Source organism: Nitrobacter winogradskyi Nb-255 (assembly GCF_000012725.1).
GTDB classification, from domain to species: Bacteria; Pseudomonadota; Alphaproteobacteria; order Rhizobiales; family Xanthobacteraceae; genus Nitrobacter; species Nitrobacter winogradskyi.
Genome location: NC_007406.1, coordinates 932,183 through 951,562 on the forward strand (window position 1 = coordinate 932,183; position 19,380 = coordinate 951,562).

General features: G+C 61.9%; 13 protein-coding genes and 4 pseudogenes. 8 read left to right on the forward strand and 9 right to left on the reverse strand.

Annotated features, from left to right (window positions below):
- The first annotated feature begins 64 nt into the window (after positions 1-64).
- The 5 genes and pseudogenes from tenA to NWI_RS16690 form a co-directional block, all read left to right on the forward strand.
- On the forward strand, positions 65-727 hold the full coding sequence (tenA, locus tag NWI_RS04455) for a thiaminase II (protein ID WP_011314167.1): 663 nt from the start codon (positions 65-67) through the stop codon (positions 725-727).
- 315 nt (positions 728-1,042) lie between these two features.
- Positions 1,043-1,225: pseudogene (locus NWI_RS04460) on the forward strand (TrbG/VirB9 family P-type conjugative transfer protein); the annotation flags it as partial.
- Positions 1,225-2,433, forward strand: coding sequence for a TrbI/VirB10 family protein (locus NWI_RS04465; protein ID WP_011314169.1), 1,209 nt, complete (start codon positions 1,225-1,227; stop codon positions 2,431-2,433). The pseudogene NWI_RS04460 and the gene NWI_RS04465, both read left to right, overlap by 1 nt.
- Entirely contained in the window at positions 2,430-2,657 is a 228-nt protein-coding gene (locus tag NWI_RS04470) for a DUF2274 domain-containing protein (RefSeq protein WP_011314170.1), read from the forward strand. Before NWI_RS04465 ends, NWI_RS04470 begins: the two co-directional genes overlap by 4 nt.
- Positions 2,658-2,953: 296 nt before the next feature.
- Positions 2,954-3,247, forward strand: a pseudogene (locus NWI_RS16690) (DUF5131 family protein); the annotation flags it as partial.
- On the opposite strand, the gene NWI_RS18545 reads toward NWI_RS16690, so the two are convergent.
- On the reverse strand, positions 3,204-3,875 hold the full coding sequence (locus NWI_RS18545; RefSeq protein WP_011314172.1) for an ATP-dependent nuclease: 672 nt from the start codon (positions 3,873-3,875) through the stop codon (positions 3,204-3,206). The pseudogene NWI_RS16690 and the gene NWI_RS18545 sit on opposite strands and share 44 nt — an antisense overlap.
- Positions 3,876-4,491: 616 nt before the next feature.
- Between NWI_RS18545 and NWI_RS04480 the strand changes: the two genes are divergently transcribed.
- Positions 4,492-5,361, forward strand: a complete 870-nt coding sequence (locus NWI_RS04480) for an MBL fold metallo-hydrolase (protein ID WP_011314173.1) — start codon at positions 4,492-4,494, stop codon at positions 5,359-5,361.
- 207 nt (positions 5,362-5,568) lie between these two features.
- On the opposite strand, the gene NWI_RS04485 is transcribed toward NWI_RS04480, so the two are convergent.
- The 3 genes from NWI_RS04485 to NWI_RS04505 all read right to left on the reverse strand — a co-directional run bounded on the left by NWI_RS04485 (position 5,569) and on the right by NWI_RS04505 (position 8,507).
- Positions 5,569-6,920 (reverse strand): IS3 family transposase gene (locus NWI_RS04485; protein ID WP_148203761.1). Its coding sequence is split into 2 segments (ribosomal slippage): positions 5,569-6,584 and positions 6,584-6,920, totalling 1,353 coding nucleotides; the frame shifts between segments, so codons are not numbered across the junction.
- Positions 6,832-7,524 (reverse strand): type I restriction endonuclease, encoded by a 693-nt coding sequence (locus tag NWI_RS17455; RefSeq protein WP_011314174.1) that lies wholly within the window; start codon positions 7,522-7,524, stop codon positions 6,832-6,834. Before NWI_RS17455 ends, NWI_RS04485 begins: the two co-directional genes overlap by 89 nt.
- Positions 7,525-7,736: 212 nt before the next feature.
- The gene (locus NWI_RS04505) at positions 7,737-8,507 is read right to left on the reverse strand and encodes a hypothetical protein (RefSeq protein ID WP_011314175.1); all 771 of its coding nucleotides are present in this window, start codon (positions 8,505-8,507) and stop codon (positions 7,737-7,739) included.
- A gap of 179 nt (positions 8,508-8,686) precedes the next feature.
- Between NWI_RS04505 and NWI_RS04515 the strand changes: the two are divergent.
- Positions 8,687-9,972: pseudogene (locus NWI_RS04515) on the forward strand (IS3 family transposase); the annotation flags it as partial.
- A gap of 58 nt (positions 9,973-10,030) precedes the next feature.
- Positions 10,031-11,382, forward strand: a protein-coding gene (locus tag NWI_RS04525) for an IS3 family transposase (RefSeq protein WP_148203761.1) whose coding sequence is annotated in 2 segments (ribosomal slippage) — positions 10,031-10,367 and positions 10,367-11,382 — 1,353 coding nt in all. Because the reading frame shifts where the segments join, the coding sequence is not laid out codon by codon here.
- A gap of 73 nt (positions 11,383-11,455) precedes the next feature.
- Here NWI_RS04525 and NWI_RS17460 read toward each other — a convergent pair.
- The 5 genes and pseudogenes from NWI_RS17460 to NWI_RS04545 all read right to left on the reverse strand — a co-directional run.
- Positions 11,456-11,599 (reverse strand): annotated as a pseudogene (locus NWI_RS17460) (IS21 family transposase); the annotation flags it as partial.
- A gap of 265 nt (positions 11,600-11,864) precedes the next feature.
- On the reverse strand, positions 11,865-12,104 hold the full coding sequence (locus NWI_RS04530) for a hypothetical protein (protein WP_148203775.1): 240 nt from the start codon (positions 12,102-12,104) through the stop codon (positions 11,865-11,867).
- Positions 12,105-12,355: 251 nt separating this feature from the next.
- Positions 12,356-12,580 carry a hypothetical protein gene (locus NWI_RS04535; RefSeq protein WP_011314178.1) on the reverse strand — a complete coding sequence of 75 codons (225 nt, stop codon included), beginning with the start codon at positions 12,578-12,580 and terminating at the stop codon, positions 12,356-12,358.
- 49 nt (positions 12,581-12,629) lie between these two features.
- Entirely contained in the window at positions 12,630-17,099 is a 4,470-nt protein-coding gene (locus tag NWI_RS04540; protein WP_011314179.1) for a translocation/assembly module TamB domain-containing protein, read from the reverse strand.
- Positions 17,099-18,937, reverse strand: a complete 1,839-nt coding sequence (locus NWI_RS04545; protein ID WP_244374978.1) for an autotransporter assembly complex protein TamA — start codon at positions 18,935-18,937, stop codon at positions 17,099-17,101. The genes NWI_RS04540 and NWI_RS04545 overlap by 1 nt, the downstream gene beginning before the upstream one ends.
- Positions 18,938-19,380: the final 443 nt, after the last annotated feature.

A 19,380-nucleotide genomic window follows, 5' to 3' on the forward strand; every position in this document is an offset into this window, starting at 1 on the left:
CCTGCAAGCGGTCGCGGTGGAGCGGGCCTTCTTCGACACGGCTTATGAAAGTGAGAGCTGAGCGATGGACGTCTTCGACCGGCTGAAGGCAGCCACACCAGCCGACTGGCGGAGCTACATCGACCACGACTTCGTCCGTCAGATGGGCGCGGGTACGCTGCCGCAGACGGCGTTCCGCACCTACCTCGTGCAGGACTACCTGTTCCTGATCCAGTTCGCGCGTGTCTATGCGCTCGCGACCTACAAGAGCCGCACGCTCGCCGACATGAAGGCGGCACAAGCCGGGCTGGCCGCCATCTTCGACGAAATGGATCTTCATGTGCGGCTTTGCGACCGCTGGGGGTTGTCGCCGGAGGACATCGAAGCCGCGCCCGAGCATCAGGCGACGATCGCCTATACCCGCTTCGTGCTGGATTGCGGCGCGGCAGGCGACCTGCTCGACCTGCATGTCGCGCTCGCCCCTTGCGTCATCGGTTATGCCGAGATCGGGCGCAACCTGGCGCCGAATGGAATCGACGCGCTCGGCGACCATCCCTATCGCGAATGGATCGCCGAATATGCGGGCGATGCCTATCAGGCTGTTGCGGCCAACGCGCGACATCATCTCGACGATCTTGCAGCACGGGCCATGACAGAGCGGCGCTTCGACGAACTCGCGACGTTATTCGGCAAGGCGTCCCGCCTGGAAGCCGACTTCTGGCAGATGGGGCTGGATGCTAATCGCTGATCGCTACGTCGGATGTTGGCGATTTTCTCTCCGCACGCCGCAAGTATTTTTTCGATCACCTACGCTGTTCTACGATACCTGACACAGGCGCAGTTGAAATCTCAGCATTCCTTGCTCTTCTTCGGAGCATCGCAATACGCAGGGAGGTTTGCTCGCTGTGTCCGCCAGCCGCGTCATGTGGGGACAGATCGTTGTCGTGTTTACGATCGTGCTGCTCGCGGTCTGGATCGCGACGCAGTGGATCGCATGGCGTCTTGGCTTTCAGCCGCAACTCGGCGCGCCTTGGTTTCGCTTGCCGGATGGCCGGTCTATCCGCCGCCGGCCTTCGGACCCTCCGGCAATTCCGAACTGGTCAACTACCGCGCCCGCCAGAACTATTATGTCGTCGACTGGCTGTTTGCCGCCGCCGAACTGCGCCTGGGTGACAAGGACAGCGAGAAGCGCGTGCGGATCGTGCGCACTGACGGCCGGCCAGGGCGTGGCCCGAGGTTGTTCTGATGACCGACGCACCTAATCCGTCTCCCGGCGATATCCGCGCCGAACTGCGCTTGCGGCCCGAGCAGCCCCGCGTCACGCGCCTGTCGCGCAAAGTGCTCATCATGCTTGGCGGAGTCAGCGCCGCCGCCATCATGGCCGCGCTGTTCTGGGCGCTTGATGCCAACCGGCGCGCCAGTCAATCTCCCAATGAACTCTACAACACGGAGAACCGCACACCGGCGGATGGACTTGCTGGCCTGCCGAAGGACTACACCGGCATCCCAAAGCTCGGCCCGGCGCTGCCGGGCGACCTGGGCCGCCCGATCCTGCACGCGCAGGATGAAGGCAAGCCCGTCGTCGCGCCAGATATCCGCACACCGCGCGCCGATCCGGCGGAGCAGCGCCGTCTTGCCGAGATCGAAGCCGCGCGCGTTGCCAAGGTGTTCACCGACAGTCGCGGTGTGCAGGCGACGGTCGCATCTGCGGCGGCGGTTGGTCGGATCGATCCAACCACAGGCCTCACGCTGCCGACCGAAACGCCGCCGCTCGATCCGGGCGCAGCGCAGAACATGCAGGATCGCAAGCTCTCCTTCGTCAATGCTGCCGTCGATCGCCGCACCGTCACGCCTGACCGCGTGCAGGAGAAGGCGTCGCCCTATGTCGTGCAGGCCGGCACTGTCATTCCCGCCGCGCTGATTACCGGCATCAAATCCGATCTGCCCGGAACGATCACCGCGCAGGTGACGGAGCAGGTTTACGACACCCCGACCGGCAAGCAGCTTCTCATTCCGCAGGGCGCACGGCTGATCGGTCAGTACGACAGCCAGGTCGCATTCGGGCAGTCGCGCGTCTTGCTCGTCTGGAATCGCATCATCATGCCGAACGGCACGTCGATCGTGCTGGAGCGGCAGCAGGGCGCCGATGCACAGGGCTATTCCGGGCTCGAGGACGACGTCGACTATCATTGGGGCCAACTCTTCAAGGCGGCAATCCTCTCGACCTTGCTCGGCGTCGGCACCGAGATCGGCGCCAGCAACAATGAGAACGAGATCGCGCGTGCGATCCGTCAAAGTAGTCAGGACACCGACTCAGATGTTGGCCGCCAGCTCATCCGCCGCCAGCTCAACATTCAGCCGACGCTCACCATCCGGCCGGGCTTCCCCGTCCGCGTGATCGTCAATCGCGACCTGATATTGCAGCCCTATGGGGCGGCGAAGGAGCCGTCATGACCAAGCTCAGGCTCTCGGCGCTCCCCGATGACAAGCCAGTCAAGATCACGGTTAAGCTGCCGGCGGCCATCCACCGCGATCTCGTCACCTATGCCGAGATTTTGGCCCGGACCTCGGGCGAGGCCACGCCAGCCGATCCAGCCAAGCTGGTCGCGCCGATGCTTCAGCGCTTTATGGCGACGGATAAGGGGTTCAACAAAGCGAAACGCACGACACAACACTGAGGAGTGGCGTGGCTCTAAAGCCGCTCCGACGATCGAAGGCGGACTTAAATCCGTTGCTTGATCCGTGAGAACAAACTACGAACATTAGTCGAGTATCCAATACCGGACCTTGGGATGTCGGAGGCGACGGAAGCCGATTCCATGCCGGAATCGGATCGGCTCGGTATGGCCGTGGATTAGAGGGGCGCGGCACACGATGGCGGCATGCAGCACCTTCCAACCCGATCTTAACGGTTAAGCGAGTATTGATTGTGAGCGACAAACGACGTCATCGACAGCGCGATGTGGGAACGGTCATGGCCGAGACGCAAATTGAATGGACCGACGCCACCTGGAATCCAGTTGCTGGCTGCTCCATCGTCAGCGCTGGCTGCACGAATTGCTACGCCATGGAAATGGCGAGACGCCTTCAGGCAATGAATGTTCCCAAATACAAAGGGCTCACGCGCCGTAGCGGAAAGCGAACCGTATGGAATGGCGTGGTCCGCGAGGACAGGGCCGCGTTAGACATTCCTCTACGCTGGAAGAAGCCACGAAAAATCTTCGTTAACTCGATGTCCGACCTGTTTCATGACCGGGTGACGGACGCCTTGCGGAGAGTTGTTGTTCCGCGATGTCGCCGAAAGCGGCGCGTGCTTGTCGAGCTGCCACTGCCATCGCACCGGAGGTTTCTGCCTTCTCGTCGGAAAGCTTCGTCAAAACCGAGCTACGTCGCCAGGCCAGATCGTTCTCGGCGAAGGCGCCGATCCGCGTCGGGCAAAGTCGGTTGCGATCGCTCCAGGTAAGATAGCGAGTCTGCCCTTGCGCCTCGGCCCGGTCGGAAACGAGCGTCCATACTGGCTCGAGATCGCTTTTTACGGAAAGGTTCAGAGTTAGCACCGTCTCCTTGCCGCTTTCGGGCTCATCGTCGATTTCGCCCGTTGCCGCATCGAATGAACGAAGATAGTTGCCGTACACCTCCATGCTCTTGAGGCCGTCATCCAGTTCGCCGAGCGTAACCGAGATGGATATCGGCGCTGAAACGTCCAGTCCGTGGAAATCCGCGTCCGAGAACGAAAGGTTGCGTCTCGCGCCAAGGCAATAGTCGATCGCATCAAGAACTGAAGACTTGCCCGCATCGCCAGGGCCGATCAGGCAGTTGATGCCGCCCGACGGTCGCCAGATGAAAGATTTGAGGCAACGAAAGTTGCGAATATCGATGATGCGAATGCGGGCCAAGGGACGAACTCAAAGTAAGTTCAAGGGATGGGTTAAAGTACACATTCCTACAACCTGTCGTTTCCGGCGCGATCCGCGCTCCTGTCACCGTTGTCGTGCCGATGTTCCAGCGTCTCATGCCCGACCGACAAAGCGCCCGGAGGCGAGAGGGGCATTTTCGGTAGAGTCCTCCGTAGCATGGCACGAGGTGGAACCGCAGTGCCAGCCGCGTTCGCAAGGTTCAGCGCCATTCCCCAGAAGCCGTCTTGACTCCGACACCCCAAAAAAAGAACAGATAGAGAACATGAGACTGAACCCGTCCCCGGAGGTCAAGAACGAGCTTGCGGCCCAAGCCCGCCATAGAGTCTTTGCGCGGGCAGATCGACAAGATCGAGGGCAGACGCCGCCGCGCCAGATCGTTGCTTCCGTTTGGAATCCCCGACGTCGACGTGCGACTCCCCGGCGGCGGCCTCAGCCTCGGCGCGCTCCATGAAATCGCGGGATGAACACGCAGCCGATGCTGCGCCGCACACTCTCGAATCGATGCAAATGCGCGGCGGAGGTAAATTTCTCCGTTGCGGTAGCGGTTCCGCGTCCTCACATTGTTCCATATTTTAGGGCGCTTTTGGGAGCAGCCGTGGCCTTTTCAGTAGAATTCTTGCCCGTCGGGGACAGCGACGGCGATGCGATACTTATTCAATACGGTACCGAGAACTCTTGGTACTTAAACATTGTTGATGGTGGCTATGCCTCCATCGGCGAGAAGGTCGTCGAACATATTCACGAGCACTACGGTCGCGATATCAACATTAACAACATGGTCGTTTCCCACGCCGATAACGATCATGCGGCCGGGCTAATTGAGGTTTTCAAGAACTTCCGCGTTGGCACGCTCTGGATGAATCGACCGTGGCTCTACGCCAATGAAGTCATCGACCAGTTTCACGGAAACTGGACGGTCGAGGGTTGGATTAAACACGTTCGCGGCACGCATGATTACCTGGTCGAACTTGAAGACCTCGCTCGTGCTCGCGGCATGGAGCCACAGGAGGTCTTCCAAGGCGCCCAGATTGGCCCCTGCTATGTCCTCGCCCCGTCGCGTAGCCGGTACATCTCGCTAATTCCGAACCTAGACAAAACGCCGCCCCCATACAAAAGCGACGCAACACCGCGTTCTATCTTTGAGACAGCCCGTAGCCTGCTTGACCGAATAAAGGAGACTTTACAGATCGAAACGTTGGACGCGAACCCTCCGGCAACGTCTGCGTCGAATGAGACAAGTGTTGTCCAGCTCGCTGTTTATGAAAGCCACAAAGTCCTGCTTACCGCTGACGCTGGACCAGCCGCGCTCACGGAAGCCGCAAATTACGCGCATCTGCTCGGGATGTTGAGCGCCCCGAACCTCGTTCAGATCCCCCACCAAGGAAGTCGTCGCAACGTGACGCCGGCAGTGCTCAACGCTTGGTGTCCGTCGTCAGATAATTTGAGACTGATCAGACATTTCTAGAAGAGAGGCTCTGGTTCATCTGTGGTTAGAGTTTAAGCGGCCTGCAGCTGATGCTGCAAGCGACGGTTTGCGATGGTGTCGCGCTTGATGCGGTGTCGTTCGGCGAGGATTGTCTCAGCCCTGCCGAAGTAGACTGTCCGTCGTCAGATGAATTGAGACTGTTCCGGGGTCACGGGAACGGAGGTTCTGGCTCATCTGGGTTTGAGGTTAGGCGGCCTGCAGGTGATGCTGCAAGCGTCTTTGGTGGATGGTCTGGCGTTTGATCCTTTCGCGTTCGGTGAGGATGGTCTGCCCGCGGCCGAAGTAGACGTCAGCGGGCGTGAGATTATCGATGCTCTCGTGATAGCGGCCGTGATTGTAGTGCTCGACGAAGGCCGCGACCTGCCGTTCAAGGTCGCCGGGCAGATAGTAGTTTTCCAGCAGGATGCGGTTCTTCAGGGTCTGATGCCAGCGCTCGATCTTGCCCTGCGTCTGGGGATGATACGGCGCGCCGCGAACGTGTTTCATGCCCTTGCCGTCGAGCCAGGTAGCGAGTTCGGCCGAGATGTATGAGGCGCCGTTGTCGCTCAACAGCCTCGGCCGATGCGCGACCGTGATCTGGTCGAGCCCCGATGCCGCCAGAGCCAGATCGAGCGTGGCGGTGACGTCATCCGCCCGCATCGTGGCGCAGAGCTTCCAGGCGACGATGAAGCGGGAGAAGTCGTCGAGCACGGTCGAGAGATAATACCAGCCCCAACCCGTGATCTTCAGGTAGGTGAAGTCGGTTTGCCAGAGCTGGTTGGGCGCTGTCGTCTTGTCCTTGAACTCAGACGCCGCCTTGATGACGATATAGGCTGGGCTGGTGATGAGATCATGAGCCTTCAGCAGCCGATATACCGACGCCTCCGAGACAAAGTAGCGCTTCTCGTCGGTGAAGCGCACCGCCAGCTCGCGCGGGCTCAGCTCCGTTTCGCGCAGCGCCAGCTCGACGATCTCGGCCCGGATTGGGTCAGGAATCCGGTTCCAGACACGATCCGGCCGCGAGCGATGATCGGCCAGAGCCTCGATCCCACCGGTGAGATAGCGATCGTACCAGCGATAGAACGTGGCGCGCGGGATGCCGAGCTTGTCCAGGGTTCGCCGTGCCGGCAGATGCGAGGCCTCGACCAGGCGAATGATCTCGGCCTTTTCGGATGCAGGATACCTCATGTGTCGTCCTCCCCATCCGCGAGCATGCTTTTTTTCAGCAGGCGGTTTTCCAGGGTGAGATCGGCCACGGCCTCCTTCAGGGCCTGCGCCTCACGGCGCAGCTCTTTCACCTCGTCCGACGTCGCGGCGCGGGCCGTGTCACCAGCGAGACGGCGCTTGCCGGCGTCGAGGAACTCCTTCGACCAGCCGTAATACATCGACGAGGCGATCCCCTCGCGCCGACACAGCTCGGCGATGCTCTCCTCGCCGCGCACGCCTTCCAGCACGATGCGGATCTTCTCTTCAGCCGAGAACTGCCGGCGCGTTGCCCGGCGGATGTCCTTCACGACCTGCTCTGCCGGTGCTTTCTCCGGCCCGGATTTCTGTCTCATCTGCGCTCCAAATTGGCTGCGATGATCCAGAAATCCTCCCTTCCCGAAAACCCCTAAACTGTCTCAAGAGCCCTGACGGCGGACAGTCGCCGCTCGATGCGATGATGAAGTTAGCTGGGTTAAATCCAGCAGGCCTCTGGGAATTGAGGTGGCGGGCATAGAGGGCTGCTTCGCGGTAAGCTTGCTCGACTGGCACGCCGGGCGCTTTTGCCTCAACCATCACAATTGGAAAGCCGTGAACCCACACGCTTGCATCCGGGTAATAGCCGCCCGCCACCTTCGCCCCTTTGTCGAGATCGCTGGGCGCCAGATATTCTTTGGAGAAAACGTTTTGGCTGGGAATGCCGAGATAAAGCTCGCTCATTAAAAGGGGGAAGAGAAGCTTTGCTTCCACATCCCCTTCGCTCTTTAGCACAAGATCATCGTGGTCTATGTGCATACCCTGGCCCCCGTAGATCACCCAGCATAGCCGAATCGCAAAGCGAATGCGATCCGAGAAACGGTCGTTCGACTGCCTCTCTCCACTGGCTAGTCGAACTAAACCCCCGAAGGCCAAGTATCGCGTCATGCTGAACGGCGAGCCATTCATGGCGATCGCCGGCATCTGGCGTGAGGCGCAAGGCAATCATCCTGACGGCGGCTCCAGGGCCTGATGTGATGTCAGATCACAATCGGCAGGTGGTGAGCTCTGTCCGGTCGATTGCCCCCCCACTGGCCGTAGCTGAAGAGGTCGCAGGCCAATCTGACGCGACCTTTGGAGAAGGGATCACTCATCGCTACCACCGTGCGCAAGGCGCTGCCTATTCCTCGCTGATCTTAATTACCTGCCCGGCGTCGTATGGGCGGTTTGGCTGGCTTCTCCTTGCCGATGAACGTCTCGCACGACAAAAGCAGTTGTCGAGCGTAGGTCCGTGAGGCATCAACCACACTCTTTTTACCGACTGCGAAGGTCATGTAGATCGCGTGGATGACGGCGAAGACGAGCACGATAAGTAACCGTACTGTCACATCATCTTCGGTGTCGACGATTCCTTTTCGATAAAGCAGCGTAAGGCACAACAAAACGATAGCAGCGTTCAAGGTGAGCGCGGGCCACTTTAGTCCGAGTAGATTGCGACGGAATCCGTAAATGATGTTCTCGTTGAATAGCACCGGAAACTTGGTGGTATCGCGCGTATTCTCGCGCAACCACCCTCCGGCGCGTTCGTAAAACGCATCCACCGCTTTCGGATCGTCTCTCTCATCTTGTTCCGATGGGACCGGCTGAGCGATCTTCAGCGAGAGAAATGCACGGTACTGCGCTTTTGTCGCGGCATCGAAGGTCGTGTCGGAGCTTCGGAGCATTACCAAGGAGGGTTTACCTCCCAGCTCAGCATAGATGCGCTCCTCGATGTGTTTGCCGAGGCGTCGAGCGATGTCGGCAGCAGCAAAAACAAGAACCGGAATGGCGGTCGTCGCGATCACGCTTGTCAGGCCAAATTTGCTCCATGAAATCAAGATGGCGAGTGCGGCGAGACTGGGAATGACCGCGATCAAGGCGGGGAAAAGCCTTGCCTTCAGGCTATAGGCGTCGAGGACCTTGAACATCAGTCGTCCTCAACGTCATACGAAAAGGGCTCTGGCGTTATGGATACTCCGCGCTTCGGCCATCCCCAGGACATTCGCATCCAACCTGTGCGGCTGTTCGCCGTCAGCACGCATGAGACAAATTGAGGGACTTTCCGAAGGGAGGATTTCTGGATCATCGCAGCCAATTTGGAGCGCAGATGAGACAGAAATCCGGACCAGGCAAAGCGCCGGCAGAACAGGTGCTGAAGGACATCCGACGGCAGACGCGCCGGCATTATTCGGCGGAGGAGAAGATCCGTATCGTGCTGGAAGGACTGCGCGGCGAGGAGAACATCTCCGAGCTTTGCCGCCGCGAAGGCATCGCCGCCTCGATGTATTACGGTTGGTCCAAGGAGTTCCTGGAAGCCGGCAAGCGCCGGTTGGCGGGCGACACGGCACGTGCCGCAACCTCTGGCGAGGTGAAAGATCTTCGTCGGGAAGCCTCGGCGTTGAAGGAAGTCGTCGCCGATCTCACCCTGGAGAACCGTCTGCTAAAAAAAAGCATGAACGGGGATGGGGAGAACGAGGCATGAGGTATCCTGCGTCCGAGAAAGCCGAGATCATCGCGTTGGTGGAGCAGTCGCATTTGCCGGCCAAACGCACGCTGGACAAGCTCGGCATCCCCCGCGCCACGTTTTATAGATGGTACGATCGCTACCGCGCGGGCGGCATTGAGGCCCTGGCAGATCACCGCTCTCGACCGGATCGGGTCTGGAATCGTATCCCGGATGACGTCCGCGGCCAGATCATCGACCTGGCATTGGAGCTTCCGGAACTATCGCCGCGAGAGCTCGCCGTGCGGTTTACCGACGAGAGAAAGTACTTTGTCTCGGAGGCTTCGGTCTATCGGCTGCTGAAGGCGCACGACCTCATCACCAGTCCGGCCTATGTAGTGATCAAGGCGGCGAACGAGTTCAAGGACAAGACCACCGCCGCCAACCAGCTCTGGCAGACCGACTTCACCTACCTGAAGATCACCGGCTGGGGCTGGTACTATCTATCGACGGTGCTCGACGACTTCTCGCGCTACATCGTCGCCTGGAGGTTAGGTCCCACGATGTGTGCCTCCGACGTCACGGCTACGCTCGATCAGGCACTGGCCGCCTCTGGTCTGGATCACGTCAGCGTCAGGCAGCGGCCCCGGCTTCTCAGCGACAATGGTTCGAGTTACGTCGCGGATGATCTGGCCACGTGGCTCAGGGCCAAGGACATGCAGCATGTGCGCGGAGCGCCGTATCATCCTCAGACTCAGGGCAAGATCGAGCGTTGGCATCAAACGTTGAAGAACCGCATCCTGCTTGAGAACTACTATTTACCGGACGACCTCAAACGTCAGGTCGCCGCGTTCGTCGAACACTATAATCATGACCGCTACCACGAGAGCATCGGCAACGTTACACCTGCCGACGTCTACTTCTGTCCGCCGTCAGGGCTCTTGAGACAGTTTAGGGGTTTTCGGGAAGGGAGGATTTCTGGATCATCGCAGCCAATTTGGAGCGCAGATGAGACAGAAATCCGGGCCGGAGAAAGCACCGGCAGAGCAGGTCGTGAAGGACATCCGCCGGGCAACGCGCCGGCAGTTCTCGGCTGAAGAGAAGATCCGCATCGTGCTGGAAGGCGTGCGCGGCGAGGAGAGCATCGCCGAGCTGTGTCGGCGCGAGGGGATCGCCTCGTCGATGTATTACGGCTGGTCGAAGGAGTTCCTCGACGCCGGCAAGCGCCGTCTCGCTGGTGACACGGCCCGCGCCGCGACGTCGGACGAGGTGAAAGAGCTGCGCCGTGAGGCGCAGGCCCTGAAGGAGGCCGTGGCCGATCTCACCCTGGAAAACCGCCTGCTGAAAAAAAGCATGCTCGCGGATGGGGAGGACGACACATGAGGTATCCTGCATCCGAAAAGGCCGAGATCATTCGCCTGGTCGAGGCCTCGCATCTGCCGGCACGGCGAACCCTGGACAAGCTCGGCATCCCGCGCGCCACGTTCTATCGCTGGTACGATCGCTATCTCACCGGTGGGATCGAGGCTCTGGCCGATCATCGCTCGCGGCCGGATCGTGTCTGGAACCGGATTCCTGACCCAATCCGGGCCGAGATCGTCGAGCTGGCGCTGCGCGAAACGGAGCTGAGCCCGCGCGAGCTGGCGGTGCGCTTCACCGACGAGAAGCGCTACTTTGTCTCGGAGGCGTCGGTATATCGGCTGCTGAAGGCTCATGATCTCATCACCAGCCCAGCCTATATCGTCATCAAGGCGGCGTCTGAGTTCAAGGACAAGACGACAGCGCCCAACCAGCTCTGGCAAACCGACTTCACCTACCTGAAGATCACGGGTTGGGGCTGGTATTATCTCTCGACCGTGCTCGACGACTTCTCCCGCTTCATCGTCGCCTGGAAGCTCTGCGCCACGATGCGGGCGGATGACGTCACCGCCACGCTCGATCTGGCTCTGGCGGCATCGGGGCTCGACCAGATCACGGTCGCGCATCGGCCGAGGCTGTTGAGCGACAACGGCGCCTCATACATCTCGGCCGAACTCGCTACCTGGCTCGACGGCAAGGGCATGAAACACGTTCGCGGCGCGCCGTATCATCCCCAGACGCAGGGCAAGATCGAGCGCTGGCATCAGACCCTGAAGAACCGCATCCTGCTGGAAAACTACTATCTGCCCGGCGACCTTGAACGGCAGGTCGCGGCCTTCGTCGAGCACTACAATCACGGCCGCTATCACGAGAGCATCGATAATCTCACGCCCGCTGACGTCTACTTCGGCCGCGGGCAGACCATCCTCACCGAACGCGAAAGGATCAAACGCCAGACCATCCACCAAAGACGCTTGCAGCATCACCTGCAGGCCGCCTAACCTCAAACCCAGATGAGCCAGAACCTCCGTTCCCGTGACCCCGGAACAGTCTCAATTCATCTGACGACGGACAGTACTCGAACGAGGTCTCTCCCGACCTCAGCACCTTCCGGACCGTGTTCCGGGACACCTTAAGGTCGCGGGCGATCGCCCTGATCGTCTTGCCCTTGATGAAGTGTTCGCGCCGTATCCGCGCAATCGTCTCCACGACCAGCATCTCCCACCACCTGCTTCGTTACAAAGCAGGCAGCGCAACAGACCAACCTTCAGGGGGTCAATTTTGGACGCCGATCCCCCGGCTTAGAGGGTCAATATCGCAGGCCGAATGACAACCAACGTAAAGGATATTGGCGTCAAGCTCGCGAAAGAAGGGAAAATCGAGAACACCTGGGGGACTGGAAACAGAAAACCCCGAGGTGAAACACCGATCAAGCTGGCACGCGAAACCAGGTTCGCAAGCTAATTTCCCAGGATACTCAGCTCTATTTAAAGTCCGAGAAGAACTCGGATGCCGGATCAACGCCCGAGACAAGGAGCTGATCCCGCGCGCGGGTGCAGGCGGCGTAGAACAGGTGTCGCTCCGTTTCGTAAACTTCGTCAAGTTCGGACTTGTCGGCCACAGTTTCCACGCGCTCTTGTAACGGAAGAATATCGTTGTCGGAGGCGGCCAGCAGCGACACGGATGCGAGGATGCCAACAGCGAACCTGGATGTTCGTTTCATCGCGGTTTCCTCCTTTCTCGTCCTCCTTATTTGCGCAGAAAGAATTGCACTGGCACGACCAACTCCAACGTCTCGCCGGGCACGTCCGGCGGCGGAACCGACAGCGGCTGGGCGCGCTGGATCAGCGCCAGGGTCTCCTCGTCGAGCGGGCCGACACCGGAACTCCGCTCTAGCCGGAACCCACTTCATGCGATTGCTGTCTGGGCTGCTCATCCATTTTTACGGCGGCAGTGAATGGTGAGCTTTCGTGATTATTCGGCGATGTATCGGATGATGCGCCACTGTCCGTCGCTCTCTTTGCGAAAGATGTCCAAGCCGGTTTCTGTGCTGATCGCTTCTCCGGGAGATATCCTCAAGGTCCAGTCCAGCCGGACAACGGCGATGGATTTATCAACGATGACATCCTTGATGTCGAGGCTGTAGTGAAACGACCTTTGCGGATCATCGAGCGCTTTGCTGATGATTGCACATCTCATCTCATAGTTCGCTTCACCTTGGCCTCGGACATCAGAAATCAGTGTTACCTCACCATTCGAACTTCATGCCGACTCCCATCGATGTCGCGCCCCTCGCATCGACATCGGATTCCACCCGGATATGGCGCGTCACGTCCACATTGGCCGAGAGGCCGGACTGGCTGGGGGTTGCCCCGGTCCGGACACCGACGCTCAGCCTGTCGCCGATCGCGCGTGATGCGCCCACCATTGGGCCGCCCCCCGATCCGACGCTCACATCCAGACTGTCGACGCCGAGCGAACGGCGCATGCGGTCCAGCACCCCATCGCCGCCGCCTGCGAACTGCGCCGCCACTTGTGCGAGTTGCAGGGCTTGCGCCGTCGTCAGGTTACCCGACGCCTTCTGGAACAGGATGCGTGACAGGATTTCATCCTGGGGCAGTTCGGGTCGCGACGTGAAGGCAAAAACAGGTGCGGCCGCCGGGCCCGAAATCCCGATCTGTGCGGTGATATCGGAGGCTTCTATCTCGGCCGCGAAATCGAGTTCAGGCGCAAGGTCCCCGTTGAAGGAGAGATTTCCCTTGGTGAAGTTCAGCGTCTTTCCCAGTGCCGTCATCTTGCCGCGATAAAGCGAGAATGCGCCCTTGGTGACGGGTTTGTTGGTCGTGCCGCCGACGCGAAGGGAGCCGCCAAGTTCCGCGTTCACGCCACGGCCGTGCACGAAAACGTGGTTCGGTGCCGAGACGGTAATGTCGAGCGCGGCGTTGAAAAGCGCCTGGCGTGCCTTGCCGTTGCTCTTCTCCGCGGCTTCCGCCTTGCGCGCCGCCGCGAGCCGGACGGCGGCCTGGCCCGTGGCGTTGACGTGGTCGATGCCGTCGATCGGCTTCAGCGTCGAGGGCAGCCGTTCTGGAATATCGACGCTGACATGAGTGAGATCGACGCGGCCGCTTATCTTCGGATCGCGCGCAAGCGCGCCGGTGACGTTGACGTCAAGATTCGCCCGAGCGGTCGCGAGCGCGCTCGCCGCGAGCGTCGCCTGTTTCCCGCGGATCGAGACCGTGCCGGGAAAGCCCGCATCGGGCGCGATGCGAATCTGGCCGGAACCGGACAGCGCGCCGCCGTTGGGGGTCGTCGCGCTCAGCCGCTCTATGGATATGCGCTCACCTTCAGCGGTGACCTTTGCCTCGATGGCGTCGAGCCGCATTCCCACCTGGCTATCGCGGAAGCTGCCGCCGCTCATGGCGGCAAAGCCGCCGACCTGAGGCTTGGCGCGCGTGCCGCTCACGCGGGCATCAAGCTGCACGATTCCGGAAACGGTGCGGCCGGAAGCCGACAGCATGGCGTTGGCGACGGCGGCGTCAAGCCGGCCTTTAGCCGTCATTGCGATCGTTTCGGAGGCGTCGAACGGCACGGTGCCGGCCGCCGTGAAGGTGCCGGCCTTGCCTGCCGAGGCCGTGGCGTTGAGCTTCGTGCGGGTCTTTTCGAGACGGCCGTCCAGAGTGATATCGATCGGCGGTACGCCGGCGTTTCTTGCTTGCGGCGCCGTGAGCCGTTTGACGGAAATCTTGTATTGTCCTGTCGGCGAGCTTGCGGAACCGCCGATTTCGGCCGACGCATCGAGCGTGCCGCCGAGACCGAGGCCAGGTATCGCGACATCGGCTTCGGCGAGCGGGACTGCGCTTGCCACGGCCTTGAGGTCGAGTGCCTTGCCGGCAGTGCCATCGAGCGTGAAGCGACCGCCGCCGATCCCGATCGCCAGATGTCGGATCATCACCGTGCCGTCGTCGAGCGTGAAGCTCGCGGGCCTCTGCAGGGCGATCGTCCTGGCACCGCGTTTCGCGGTAAAGCGGTTGAGGTCGAACCGGATGCGCTCCTTCGGCGTCAACACGCCCGCGGCATCGAGATTGAAGCCGGCGGCTTTGGCCGACAAGCCGATTGTGCTCGCGTCGGCGTTGCCTTTCGCGCTCAGGGTTGCGTTCGCGATCGCCTGGCCGCCGATCTCGGCGCCGTTGATCCGGACATCCGCGTTGAGCACCGGACGGCTGTAGAGATCGTCGCCCTCGGCACGCAGATCGAAGTTCCGGATCTTCGTGGTGGCGGCCCGAAGCCCCGTGCCCTTGCTGACAAGGCGGACGGACTGCCGCCCGCCGTCGTCGGACAGCGCAAGGTCGAGTGAAGCCGCGCCTGCAAGATCGATGAGGGCGAGCGGTGCGATGTCCGCCAGCGAGTCGGCCGCGAAGCGAAGCTGTCCGCGCGCGAGGTTTTGCGCGTCGATCGTGCCCGCGCCCTTCAGCGACACCGACCCGATAGTGATGTCGATGGTCCTGGCGTCCCAGCCCGCGAAGGCAGGCGCGGGCTTGTTGCGCGCATCCTGATCGATCTTGGTGTTGGGGGCGTGCTCCATCGGACGGCGGCTCGCCTGAACGATGCCGCGCGCAGGCTTGCCGTCAATGGCGCCGTCGAGTCTGACGTCGATGGCGCAGGGTCCGTTGATGTCGGCGACCGTGACGTTCAGTCCCAGATGCGGGATCGGGCGCTGCATCGTCGTCACGTGATCCAGCGCCGCCGTGAGCGATAGTCCGGGATGCGCGAGTCCTCCAGTCAGCCGCGCGTCGAGCGACGCCACGCCGGCCAGGCGCGCATCGGTCGCCGCGAGATTCGGAAGCTCGATACGCGCCGCGAGGTCGCTTGCGTCGCGGGTCAGGCTTCCCTTGGCGCGAACCGTGACATGGGCGGCGTCCAGCGAAGCCGCGCGGACCGTGTATGTATCGTTGCCGCCGGACGAAAAATCGGCGGCGAGGGTGACGCGTGGTCCCGCAAGTCCATCAAGCGCCGGAAGGCCGGTGGCGAAGCGGTCGCCGGTGCCGGAGAGCTTTGCGTCGATGCGGCCGCGTCGAAGGTCGCCGTCGAGATCGAGGCCCAGCCTCACCGCGCCCGCAAGCTGTAATCCGGCAAGGCCGCCGAAGCGGCCGAGATCGGGCACGGCGCCGGTCGCATGACCGCGCAGCCGGTCCCGGCTGGCTTCACCCGTATAGGCAGCCTGAATGGTGGAGGTGCCGGCTTCCAGGCGCTCTATCTTTGCTTGGCCACCGAGATTCGTGCTGCCCTTGAGCACGAGGGATGCGCTGTCGCCGATTGCTGCCGCGAGAGCAGGGTCTCGCAGCGCGATGCCGGACGCGCGAAGGCTGGCGTCGATCGCGACGGTCGTGGCGAGGTCGTTGAGTTCAGCGTCTGGAATGACGTTGATCGAGGCTTCGAGCGCGTCAAGGTTGCCGTCGGGTAAACGGGCATCGGACACCGCGAGCTTTGCTGAAACGCGGGGCGCTTTCGCCAGGCCGTTGACGCGGCCGTCGAAGGTGAGGCTGCGGATCGAGCCCTGGTCGGTTTCGGTGACGTCACCGTTGCTCGGCAGCGAGCGAACGGTCGCCGAGAAATCCATCATCTTGTCGGCGCCGAGCGCGCCCTTCACCTCGAGCCGGGCGAGACGGCTGGTGAGCGTCAACCCGTCCATGGCCACGCTGCCGTCGTCACCGATGCGCGTCGCGCTATCGAGTCTGGTTTCGCCGGCAAAGACGGAGGCGGCAAGCGGCGGCAGCCATGGTCCGAGATGACCGTTGATCCGGGTCGCGAGAACCCGGCCGGTCCCGCTCCGGTCGAGCATGATGGCGCCGGTCGCATCGATGGTGGGGCCGGCCTGGAATTTCAACGCGCCGCGAAAGCTGTCGAGCGTACCCTTGCCGCGAAGCGCGAAGGCGATCGGCGGTTCGTCGGGAAACCGGCCGAGCTTGGATAATAGTCCGTGGGATGGCTCGTCGAGAGAAACGTCGAGGGTGAGGGCGTTGCTCTTCGGTACGAAGGCAAGCTCCACCTTGAAACGGCCAGGGGAATCCTTGCGGGTCGCGTCGAGATTGAAGACGAGCCCCTCCGAGGGCGAGCCCAGTTCGGTGTTTCCGGTCGCCGCGACGCTTACGGCCTTGCCGAGAACCGGCTCACCGAGCACCAGCGCGTGAAGATCGAACGCCTTCACCTGCACCTTCACCGGAAGATCGGGCAGGATCGACTGGCTGGACTCCGCTGCGGATGGCCCCGGCTGTGCAGCCGGTGCGCTCGGTTCGGTGTCGGGCTGGCCGGTCTCCACGGCAGGCTGCTCGGGCTCTGCGACGGGCTGGTCCGCGGCTAGCGGCTTCCGACGGATCTCGAGCGTGCCGATCTCGAGGCGGTCGATCTCCAGTCGTCCCAGCAGCAGCGCGGTACGCCGCCAGACGAGGCGGGCGCGATCGAGCTTCAGCCAGGTGCCTTCCTTGTCGGTGATGGTCACGTCGCGGATCGTGGCGTCGGATGATAACGCGCCATCCACGGCCCCGATATGCACCTGGGTTGCCGGCGTGGAGAGCGTCCGCGACACAAGGCCGGCGAGAAGGTCCTGCTGATTGTCGCCGATCCCTCCGATCATCTTGTAGGCAACGACGCCCGCCGCCGTGACGCCGGCGAGCCCGAGCGCTGCGGCAGCGGCGAGCATGATGGTCCGCCGCGCGCGCATCAGAACGCCTGCCCGATGCTGACATAGACTGCCCAGCGGCTGTCGCCGGGGCGGGGGTTCAACGGTGTAGCGACATCGAGGCGGATCGGCCCGACCGGTGTGAGATAACGCAGGCCGATGCCCGCGCCGTAGCCGACATACTCGTCGAAGTTCGGCAGCGATGAACTGGAGGCGGTGCCGAAATCGACGAACGGCACGACGCCGATGGTCGGCGTGACCTTCACCCGCATCTCGGCGGAGCCTTCGAGCAGACTGCGGCCGCCAATGATCTTGCCGAACATCATCGGCGAGATCGTGTTGAAAATGAACCCGCGGACGGAGCCGCCGCCGCCGGAGAAGAAGCGGTGCGCATCCGGAATGCGGGCCAGCGGCGCGCCAACGAGCGAGCCTGCCGCCAACCGGCCCGCCAGCACATAGTTGGCATCTTCGTCGAGTGCGTAATAAGTCGAGCCCGCGATCCGCGCTTCATAGAGATCGATCGTTGAGCCCATCAGCTTCGAATAGGCGTTGATTGTCGCGGCGAGACGCACCCCGCGCGTCGGATCGAGCAGGTTGTCGGTTGTATCATAGCGTCCGCTGGTAGCGACGCCGATCAGCGTCGCATCGACCCGCCCGAGCACGTCCTGCGATTGCGATCGCTCAATCTGGAGACCGGCCTGGACCGAGGCCATCTCCGAAAAGCGGTGGATCACGCCGACGGTGCCGCGCACCGCATCATTGGTGTAGCCGCCGAGGTCGTTGTTGCCGACGCGCTCGCGAAAGGCGGTGGCCTCGACGAGAAGGTCGTTGGGCGTACCGTAAAGCCCCGGCTTGAGGAACGTCGCGGTGAACCGCCCGCCGAAATCGGAGGCGCGGATATCGCCGAAGTTCAAGGAGGAGGAGCCATCGAGCCGCCGCAGCAGCGAGGCGGATGCATCGAGCCGCAGGCGCTCGGCGTTGCCGAACAGGTTGCGGTGCTCGTAATAGGTGGAGACGCCGGGACCGTCGATGGTTGAATATCGCGCCGACAAACCTGCCGCGTGCTTCGGCCTTTCGGTCACGTCGATGAAGATTGGCACGTTGCCGTTGGCGTCGAGCTCGTCGCCCTCGCGGATGCGGATGCCGCCGATCGCCGGGATCCTGGCGATCGAGGTTTTCATCAGCACCAGGCGCTCGGGCGAGTAAGGCTCGCCTTCGCGCAGATGGACATGGGTCGCGACCACGCGCGGATCGATATCCCCGCTGCCTGAAATCGCGACATGGCCGATGCCGGCTTTGGGACCGGCTTCGACCCGCAACCGAAAATCCATCGCGGTGGCCGCATGATCCACGGTGGCTTTCACGTCCGCGACCTTCGCGAGCGGATGACCGTTGCTGCGAAACCAGTCGATGAGTTTCAGCTGCGCCGTTCGCAGGTCGGCGGAAATCGCCGGATCGCCGGGCTTCAGCGGGAAGGCGCGACGCGGCAGCCGCTGCGGCGCCATCTCGCGCGGATAATCGACATCAACGGCGCGCAGCTTGAATACCGGGCCGAGCCGCGCGACGACCTTGACGGGAATGATCTCCCGATTGCGAAAGCTCTCCGCTCGATGCACCGCGGCGGCGAGATCGATCTCGTCAAGCGTGACGGGGACCCCGTCGATCGTGACGTCGATCTTGGCGTTGTAGCGTCCAAGTCCCCAAAGGGCGTCCAGCAGTGGATTGATGTCGGCCTGCAGGCGGCGCACGAGGCCTTCGCCGTCCGTCGGCGGGGCCTGCCTGAGGCGATAGGTCGCGGACGCGTCCCGTAGCGCCTGTACGGCGTCACTGTCCTTCTTGCCGTCGGCGCTCCTGGCCTCGATTTCGAGGCGATACGACAATGCCGCCGTGCTGATCGGTGGCGGATTGTCGGAATCGAACAGACCGAAAAGGTCGAACGCATGCGCCGGCTCACATAGTGACCAGCCAACGGTTCCGACGGCGGCACAACCGGTGCATAGAAACAGTCGTACCGCAGCGATAAAATTTTTTCGCCTTGCCGGGCTCTCCGAGGGAGCCGGGCTTTGTGGCGGCACCTGTTCCTGAATTATTCCGCTCCCCCGAGCTGTTATCGGCTCAGCCCGAATCCTAAGTAGCTCCGGCTCGGCGATTCCCCCTGCCTCTGTAGCTCAACAGGCACCCGCGCGTGTAATTTATAGACAACATGATGGATTTTGTTGGACGAAAATATCGAGCCGATGCTGATGCTACGGCACATCCGTTAAAAAAGTCGCGCATCTGACCTCAATGACGAACCGTGGAAACGGCTCGTTCCCGTAGGGAC

Bases quoted from the DNA above. Each gene is read 5' to 3' on its own strand.
- NWI_RS04540 (WP_011314179.1), bottom strand. From the start codon at position 17,099: ATGCGCGCGCGGCGGACCATCATGCTCGCCGCTGCCGCAGCGCTCGGG.
- NWI_RS04530 (WP_148203775.1), bottom strand. From the start codon at position 12,104: ATGAAACGAACATCCAGGTTCGCTGTTGGCATCCTCGCATCCGTGTCG.
- NWI_RS17455 (WP_011314174.1), bottom strand. From the start codon at position 7,524: ATGCCGGCGATCGCCATGAATGGCTCGCCGTTCAGCATGACGCGATAC.
- NWI_RS04535 (WP_011314178.1), bottom strand. From the start codon at position 12,580: ATGAGATGTGCAATCATCAGCAAAGCGCTCGATGATCCGCAAAGGTCG.
- NWI_RS04505 (WP_011314175.1), bottom strand. From the start codon at position 8,507: ATGTTCAAGGTCCTCGACGCCTATAGCCTGAAGGCAAGGCTTTTCCCC.
- NWI_RS04465 (WP_011314169.1), top strand. From the start codon at position 1,225: ATGACCGACGCACCTAATCCGTCTCCCGGCGATATCCGCGCCGAACTG.
- tenA (WP_011314167.1), top strand. From the start codon at position 65: ATGGACGTCTTCGACCGGCTGAAGGCAGCCACACCAGCCGACTGGCGG.
- NWI_RS04470 (WP_011314170.1), top strand. From the start codon at position 2,430: ATGACCAAGCTCAGGCTCTCGGCGCTCCCCGATGACAAGCCAGTCAAG.